The organism is Paracoccus sp. MKU1, assembly GCF_001447385.1.
GTDB lineage: Bacteria > Pseudomonadota > Alphaproteobacteria > Rhodobacterales > Rhodobacteraceae > Paracoccus.
The window spans coordinates 1-7,121 of the sequence record NZ_LLWQ01000127.1 but is presented as its reverse complement, the minus strand read 5'-3'; the positions used below and the strand labels follow the sequence as shown (position 1 = coordinate 7,121).

Genomic DNA, 7,121 nt, shown 5'->3' with positions numbered 1-7,121 from the left:
CTCGGGAGCATCGGCACCAGCCAGACCCTGCTGGCCGACCGGGGCTACGACAGCGATGGCCCGCATCGCAGCCTTGCCGCGCGCGGGGCCGGAACCTGCATCCGGCTGATGCCGACGCGAAAGCGCCGTCCGGCTTTCGATCCGATCCTCTATCAACAAAGAAACAGGATCGAGCGGTTCTTCAACAAGCTCAAACACGTCCGCGCCGTCGCAGCCCGCTATGACAAGCGCGACGACAACTTCCTCGCCTCCGTCCAACTCGCAGCTCTGCGCATCTGGTTGCGGACATATGAGGTCGGTGACCTAGCACGCCGACGAGTTCTGACACAGCCTCGGCCCAATGCCGACCGCATAATGGCGGGGCTAGGCAAGGAGACTTGCAAATTCATACTTTTTCGATCAACAATTCCCGGCATTGGCAATGCCAGGCCACGCAATGCCCCGAAACGGGATCACGTTGGAGAAGATGCCGCTTTACCGAGAATTCCGCCCCCGAATGGAGACGCGCATCAAAGGCTTGCACACCCTGGCGCCGCTGTCCTTTCGCCGCTTCGCGGGCGTAATCGCCGATGTCTGGTCGGTGCGGGGCGAGGCGGGCGGTGGCGGGTTCTATGTCGCGCCGGACCCGCGCATCGTGATCTTTCTGGGCGAGGCGCCGCCACCGGTGGCATTGCGCGCCGGCAAGGATACGGTCGAGCATCGCGGCATCCAGGCGCTTTATGTCCCGGAAGGCGTGCCGTTGTGGAGCCGCATCGAGGCCCCGCATGAAAAGACCCACCTGGATTTTCACCTGGAAAGCGGCGGATTGCGGCAACGGATGGCGGCGGCGGACCTGCGGCCTGACCTGTCCAGGCCGCGCCTGATCGGCCATAGTGACAGCCTGACCAACCTGGCCCGGATGGCCGCCGATGAAGTCCGCGCGCCGCGCCGGGGCGACATGCTGATCGACGCGCTGCTCTCGGCCACCTTGGCCGAGATCTTTGCCACCCATCCTCAGTCGCCTGCGCCGGCCAGCGGCGCGCTGTCCGCCCGCCGGTTCGCAGCGGTCGAAACCCATCTGCGCGACAATCTGAACCGGCATGTTCCGGTGGCCGAGATGGCCGAGGTCGCAGGGCTTTCCGAAAGCCGGTTCTCCTATGCCTTCAAGCAGTTGCGGAACGAAACCCCGCAGCGCTGGCAGGCCCGCATCCGGCTGGAGGCGGCGCGCAAGCTGATCCGTGACCCGGCGCGGTCGCTGGCCGACATCGCCTATGCGACCGGCTTTGCCGACCAGGCACATCTGTCGCGTGCCTTTCGCGCGGCCCACGGCATTCCGCCCTCGGTCTGGCGCCGGCGCGGATTGCAGGATTCCTGATCAAAACACCGCGGAATGGTTCAAGACAGCCCTTGAATACCTGAGTTAATGCCTCGGAAACATCCGCGGATAGAACAATGGTCAAGATGAACAAAGCCCAGCCACTCCTCCTTGGCGTCAGCCTGCTCGCCATCGCGGCGGCCGGCGCCTTCGCACAGGAACAGGACGACCCTCGCCAGACCTTCATGGGCGCGGTCGTGCTGGATACCGTCACCATCGAGGGGTTCGAGAACCCGAGCGCGCCGCTGGACGGCACCTTGGCGCATTCCTCGGCCACGACCAAGACCCGCCGGCCGATCCTCGAGACGCAATCCTCGGTCTCGGTCGTGCCGCGCGCGCAGATGGACGACCAGGGGGCGACGAACCTGTCCGAGGCGCTCAGCTATTCTGCCGGGATCATCACCGAGAACTATGGCGGCGATCCGCGCTTCGACAGCCTCTATCTGCGCGGCTTCAACCTCGAGAACGACAAGTTCCTGGACGGGCTGCGCCTGATGCGCTCGACCCAGTTCCCGACCAGCGCGCCTGCCTTCGAGCTTTACGGGCTGGAGCGGGTCGAGGTGCTGCGCGGGCCGGCTTCGGTGCTTTACGGGGCGGGAACGCCCGCCGGTCTGGTCAACATGGTGCAGAAGCGCGCGCAGGCGGACGGCGATTTCACCGAGCTGGGCGTCAGCGCCGACAGCAAGGGTTCGGCCGCGATCTTCGGCGATGCGAACCGGGTGGTGGATGACCGCTTCGCCTATCGCGTCACCTCCAAGGGCGGCAATGCCAAGACCGATGTCGAGGAAATCGACAGCAAGCGTGGCTATCTGGGACTGTCGGCCAGCTATGCGCTGAGCGATGCGACCGAGCTGGAGTTCATGGCCAGCTATCACGGTGACGCGCCGATCTCGCCCACCGGGGTGCCGACCGGGCTGATCGGGCAGGTCGATGACCGCGACCTGCGTGAGTTCTATTTCGGCGACGATTCGCTGAATCGCAGCGACCGCAAGATGGGCACGCTGAGCTTCGGCCTGACGCATGATTTCGGCAATGGCTGGCGGCTGAACAACACGCTGCGCTACACCGATTTCGACTGGGACTATGACAGCGTCTATATCAGCGGGCTCACCGGCACCTCGGTCGGGCGGGGTCTCATCAACCAGCGGGAAAAATTCCGTGCCATCGCCACCGATCTGCGGCTGGCGGGCAGCGTCACCACCGGCGCGATGACCCATGAGCTGACCTTCGGCCTGGATGCGCAGAAGCTGAAGGAGCGGGCCTATACCGCCTTTTCCAGCATCTCGCCCATCGACTATGCCGCGCCGTTCTATGGCAGCGTGACCCTGGGGGTGCCGTGGTATATTGCGAACAAATCCGTCGATGCGCGGCAGGTCGGCGTCTATGCGCTGGACGAGATCGAATATGGCAACTGGCGCGCGACGGCCGGGCTGCGCTACGAATGGACCCGGCAAAAGGGCCAGAGCGCGACGAATTTCGGCACGACCGATTATGCCCGCGACGACCAACAACTGACCGGCCATCTGGGTCTGGGCTATCTGTGGGATAACGGCGTCTCGGTCTATGCGTCCTATGCGACCTCATACCTGCCCCAGCCGGGTTTCGACATCGACAACAACCCGCTGAAGCCCACCCATGGCAAGCAGTGGGAGCTTGGGGCAAAATACGAACCCAGCGCCTTTGACGGGTTGTTTACCGCCGCGCTGTATGATCTGCGCGAGACCGACCGCAACACCACCGTCACCGAGGAGATCGGCGGGCAGCCGATCACCGGCACCCGCCAGATCGGCGAGGCGCGCATCCGCGGGCTGGAACTGGAGGGCGTGGCCGAGTTCGGCGAGGGCTGGTCGGTCAAAGGCGCCTATACCTATGCCTCGACGGAAATCTCGGGCGACAATGACGGCAACGAGCTGGCGAACACCCCGCGCCACGCCGCCAGCCTGTGGCTGTCGCACGAGTTCCAGTCCGGTGCGATGCAAGGGCTGCAACTGGGCGGCGGCCTGCGTTATATCGGCTCTCGCTGGGCCTTGGACACGAATGCGCAGCGGCTTGAGGCGGTGACTCTGGTGGATCTGGGCGCAAGCTACGAATGGGAAAACGGTCTTGTCGGCCGGCTGAACGTCAACAACCTGACGGACGAGGCCTATATCTCGGCTGTCGGGCTGAACTCCAGCTATTACGGCGACGGACGCACCGTGCAGGCAAGCTTGACGCGTAAATGGTGACACTGCCCGGCAAGGCCTTGACAAGACGCGCTCTTCTAGCTGCCGCTTGCGCGGTGGCCGGCGGGGCGCGGCCGATTTTCGCGGCCGGCGGGATGCGGCTGGCGGCGGTGGACTGGGCCATGGCCGAAACGGCGATGGCGCTCGGCCACCCGCCCGCGGCGCTGGCCGAGCTGATCGGTTTTCGCGACGCCGCGGTGATGCAACCGTCGCCGGACACCATCGACCTTGGCCTGCGCGGGGCGCCCAATCTGGAGGCGCTCAGCCTCGTCGCGCCGGACCTGATCCTGTCCTCCAGCTATTACAGCGCCATCCAGCCGCGTCTGGAACGCATCGCGCCGGTCTTTACCCGCGCGCTTTACGTCGCCGACGAGCCCGCCTTCCCCAAGGTCATGGCGCTGCTGGGGGAGCTGGCGGACCGGCTTGGCGATCCCGCCGCCGGCGCGCGCCTCCAAGCCGCCGCGCGGTCCGAGTTCGCCATGCTGGCCGGCCGCGCCGCGCCCTTTGCCCGTCGCGACTGCCTGCTGTTCGAGCTGGGCGATTCCCGCCATCTCCGCGTCTTCGGGACCGACAGCCTGTTCAGCGGCGCGCTCGAAGCCATCGGTTTGCGCAATGCATGGGCCGGGCGCACGCGCTTTGCCTTTGCCGCGCCCATTCCGCTGGAACGGCTTGCCGATTATCCCGAGGCCCGGCTGATCGTCGTGGGCCACATCCCGCCCCAGGCCGAACGGGGGCTGGGTTCGGCGGCCTTGTGGAACAGCCTGCCGCCGGTCAGGGCCGGGCGCGTCCACCGCCTGCCGGAGCTGCGGCCCTTTGCCGGCATCCCCTCGGCCCTGCGCTTCGGCCATGAGCTTGTCGCCGCGCTGGAGGGCCGGGGATGAACCGCATGATCCTTGCCGGGGGTGCCGTGACGGCGCTGGCCCTGTGGAGCATCGCCGCGCTGTCGGCCCTGCCGCTGGCCGACTGGCCCGGCCTGCCGTGGCGGACCTCCGACATGACCGTCCAGCAGATCCTGCTGGCCTATGGGCTGATGCCGCGCGGGGTCCTGGCCTTGCTGGCGGGCGCGGCGCTGGGGCTGGCCGGGGCGCTGATGCAGGCGGTGCTGCGCAATCCGCTGGCCGATCCGACGACGCTGGGCACGGCCTCCGGCGCGCAGCTGGCGATCGTGGCGGCGACGATCTTCGCTCCCGGCTGGCTGGTGGCGGGCAACCTGCCCATCGCGCTGGCCGGGGCGGGGGCGGCCACAGCCCTGGTCATGGCGCTGGGGGCGCGGCGAGGGTTCGCCCCGGTGACGGTGACCATCGCCGGGATGCTGGTCGGGCTGATGGCCTCGGCCGTGGCGACCGCGATGACGCTGGCGCAGGGGCATTACCTGCTGTCGCTGGTGATGTGGAACGGCGGCGCGCTGGCGCAGGTGGACTGGTCGGGCTGCCGGCACATGGCGTTGGTGCTGGTCCCGGCGCTGCTGCTGGCCGCGGGGCTGGCGCGGCCGCTGATGGTCATGTCGCTGGGCCCCGAGGGCGCGCATGGTCTTGGCCTGCGGCTGGCGCCGCTGCGCTTTGCGACCCTGCTGCTGGCGGTCGCCTTGTCGGCGATGGTCTCGGCCGAGATCGGGCTGGTCGGCTTCGTCGGCCTTGCCGCCCCGGCCATCGCCCGCAGCCTCGGCGCGCGGACGCTGCTTCAGCGCCTGATGCTGGCGCCGCTGGCGGGGGCGCTGGTGCTGTCGCTGGCCGACGGGCTGCTGCTGGCGCTGGCCGCCGCGGGAGGCCCGAGCCTGCCCACCGGCACGCTGACCGGGCTGATCGGCGGGCCGCTGCTGATCTGGCTGCTGCCCCGGATGAAGGCGCAGGTGCCGCAGCGGGCCGAGGCGGGCGACCGCCGCAGCCACCGTGCCCCGCGTCCCGCATGGCTGCTGGCCGGGCTGGCCGCAGCCTGCCTGGTGCTGGCCGTTCTGACCCTGTTCGGCGGTCGTGGCCCGGAGGGCTGGGGCTTCATCGCCCCGGAACTGCGCGAGACCTTTCTGCCGCTACGCGCCACCGCGATCCTTGCCGCGGCTTCGGCGGGCGCCTTACTGGCCGGTGCGGGGGCGATCCTGCAACGGCTGACCGCGAATCCGATGGCCGCGCCAGAGGTGCTGGGCGTCACCGGCGGCGCCTCGCTGGGCTATGCGGTCACCATCATGGCCGTCGATGGCGCCGGGCCGCTGGCGCTGGCGCTGGGAACCTCGGCCGGGGGCGCGCTGGCGTTGGCGGGGCTGGCGGGATTTGCGATGCGCGCCGACTTGGCGCCCGCACGGCTGCTGCTGGCGGGGCTGGCCATCGGCGCGCTGGCTTCGGCGGTGCTGGGGGCGATCATGGCCTCGGACGACCGGCGGGCCTGGGTGATCCTGGGCTGGCTGGCGGGCAGCGCCTCGCAGGTGTCGCCCCTGGGCGCCGCCGCCCTGGCCGGGCTGGCGCTGGTGCTGCTGGCCATGCTGATCGGCGCCGCGCGCTGGCTGGAGATCCTGCCCCTGGGGGCCGAGGTCGGCCGGGCGCTTGGCCTGCCGCTGGCTCGGGTGCGGCTGGGGCTGATCCTGCTGGCGGGGCTGGCCACCGGGGCGGCGACCATGCTGGTCGGCCCGGTCAGCTTCGTCGGGCTGATGGCGCCGCATCTGGCCCGCGCCATGGGCCTTGCCCGCGCCGTGCCCTTCTGCGCCGGAAGCTGGCTGCTGGGCGCGGTGCTGATGCTGCTGGCGGCCTTTGGCGCGCGCACCGCCAGCTATCCCTATGACCTGCCGCTGGGCCTGTTCGCCACGCTGATCGGCACGCCCTGGCTGTTCATCCTGCTGATGAAAAGGACTGCCGCATGACGCTGTTCACCCTGTCGGGCGTCACCTATGACGTGCCGGGCCGCCGGCTGATCGAAAGGCTGGACCTGGAGATCCGCCCCGGCATGGTCACGGCGCTGATCGGGCGCAACGGTTCGGGCAAATCGACGCTGTTGAAGCTGATCTCGGGACAGAACCGGCCCTCGGCGGGGCGCATCGCCTATGCCGGGCGCGACCTGGCGGACTGGGCACCGCGCGACCTGGCCCGCGACCTGGCCTATCTGCCGCAGGTCACGCCCCCGGCCGAGGGGATGCTGGTCGAGGAACTGGTGGCGCTTGGCCGTTTTCCCTGGCGCGGCGCGCTTGGCCGCTTTCGCCCCGAGGATCACGCCGCAGTCGATGCCGCCATCGCCCGCTGCCATGTCGGCCATCTGCGCGGCCGTCTGGTCGATACCCTGTCGGGCGGCGAGCGTCAGCGCAGCTGGATCGCGATGATGCTGGCGCAGGGCGCCCGCACGCTGCTGCTGGACGAGCCGATCTCGGCCCTGGACGTGGCCCATCAGGTCGAGGTGCTGGACCTGGTGCATGGCATGTGCCGCGACGAGGGGATGTCGGCCATCGTCGTGCTGCACGATCTGAACATGGCCGCGCGCTATTGCGACCATGTCGTCGCCCTGGGGGCGGGGCTGCTGCTGCTGGACGGGCCGATCGGCGCGCTGATGACACCCGAGGCGCTGCT

The 7,121-nt window shown here is 69.0% G+C and carries 5 protein-coding genes and 1 pseudogene; all 6 read left to right on the top strand.

The features are described 5' to 3' along the window. Positions 1–9 precede the first annotated feature (9 nt). Positions 10–225 (top strand): annotated as a pseudogene (locus AQY21_RS29690) (transposase); the annotation flags it as partial. A 271-nt stretch (positions 226–496) separates the two neighbouring features. Beyond that, positions 497–1,354, top strand: a complete 858-nt coding sequence (locus AQY21_RS08480) for a helix-turn-helix domain-containing protein (protein ID WP_238986725.1) — start codon at positions 497–499, stop codon at positions 1,352–1,354. Positions 1,355–1,431: 77 nt separating this feature from the next. Then, positions 1,432–3,579: a TonB-dependent siderophore receptor gene (locus AQY21_RS08475; protein WP_238986724.1), complete on the top strand. Its 2,148-nt coding sequence runs from the start codon at positions 1,432–1,434 to the stop codon at positions 3,577–3,579. After that, on the top strand, positions 3,573–4,457 hold the full coding sequence (locus tag AQY21_RS08470; RefSeq protein ID WP_058097265.1) for an ABC transporter substrate-binding protein: 885 nt from the start codon (positions 3,573–3,575) through the stop codon (positions 4,455–4,457). The genes AQY21_RS08475 and AQY21_RS08470 overlap by 7 nt, the downstream gene beginning before the upstream one ends. Next, positions 4,454–6,424: a Fe(3+)-hydroxamate ABC transporter permease FhuB gene (gene fhuB / locus AQY21_RS08465; protein ID WP_058097264.1), complete on the top strand. Its 1,971-nt coding sequence runs from the start codon at positions 4,454–4,456 to the stop codon at positions 6,422–6,424. Before AQY21_RS08470 ends, fhuB begins: the two co-directional genes overlap by 4 nt. After that, positions 6,421–7,121, top strand: a 701-nt coding sequence (locus AQY21_RS08460) for an ABC transporter ATP-binding protein (RefSeq protein ID WP_058097263.1), incomplete at its 3' end; no start/stop codon positions are given. The genes fhuB and AQY21_RS08460, both read left to right, overlap by 4 nt.